This window comes from Bartonella fuyuanensis, from assembly GCF_014197255.1.
GTDB classification, from domain to species: domain Bacteria; phylum Pseudomonadota; class Alphaproteobacteria; order Rhizobiales; family Rhizobiaceae; genus Bartonella; species Bartonella fuyuanensis.
The window spans coordinates 1-1079 of record NZ_JACIFE010000078.1 but is presented as its reverse complement, the minus strand read 5'-3'; the positions used below and the strand labels follow the sequence as shown (position 1 = coordinate 1079).

The window sequence follows — 1079 nt, the reverse complement described above, 5'->3', positions numbered from 1 at the left end:
CAATGGGCACGCGCCCAAGATTTACAAGCATCAATAGAAAGCAAAACACGTGTTCAAAAGTATAGCTACAATATAGATATAGTCTGGCATTTGGCCTGTTTAGCATTAACAGGTAAGATTGATATGCTGAAATCTTATCAAAATTCATTTGAGGCAGGTAAGATTCCTGAGCATTTGGAAAGCAATATTGCAGAAAAGTCTGTTAAGTACGCTTTTGAATTTGCTGAAAAGCATCTGATAATACTCAAGGAGCGAAAGGATGCGGATGCGCCTCTTAGTTCACATGCTTTAAGAGTTTTCAATAAAATTGCTGAGCAATTAAAAGCGATGGGGTGGACAGTTTATAGAGATAAAAACTATGAGCGCAATGCTTATTTTATAGGCAAAGACCGCCTCATCAACATAATGTACAGTCTTGACATGGAAGAAGAGGCGCTGATCGTTGCATTCAAGGCTTCTCTTTCAACACTTGGCTTTTCTACTGCTCATCGGCATATATTCCCTGATAAACCTCAATATATAGCTCTCAAAGAGGCAGAAGACGTTTATACAGTTTCTGGTGCTGAATTGGACGAAGGCAAACTGAAGGAGATTTGTGCGGATATTCTTGAATGGGCAGATCGACAAAATGTGAATCAAATTATCTATGATTATGCCGCTTTGCCAACAAATAGCGAACTTAATCTTGTGCTACGCCACTTTGTTGCACTTGTTCTGATTGGTGATATTGAAAAGCTCAAATTTTATAAGGAAAGTTTCAGGGCAAAGAACCGTTTAAACTTTGCAGATTATATCACAAAATATGATATTGACAACTCTCTTACTCTTGCACGGGGTTATCGAATGGGTTTTCCAAAAAACGCTCTGATTTTAAGCTTGGATCCGCAAACAGCATCTGTTGCTTCTAAAACAACTTCTGTTGAAGTGGATGAAGCGAATGACACTGATGATCGTCTCACCATGGAAAGTGCTCATGCACTTTTGAAAAGCTTAGGCTGGTCAGCCGAGAGAATCAATGAGAATGACCATATGGCAAGCTATCAATTGGCTGATCGTGAAGTAGATATTCTTTATAACGA

The 1079-nt window shown here is 38.9% G+C and carries 1 protein-coding gene; it reads left to right on the top strand.

Going from position 1 to position 1079, the window contains the following annotated elements:
- On the top strand, window positions 1–1079 hold a 1079-nt coding region (locus GGR08_RS08010), incomplete at both ends, for a DUF6990 domain-containing protein (RefSeq protein WP_425485766.1).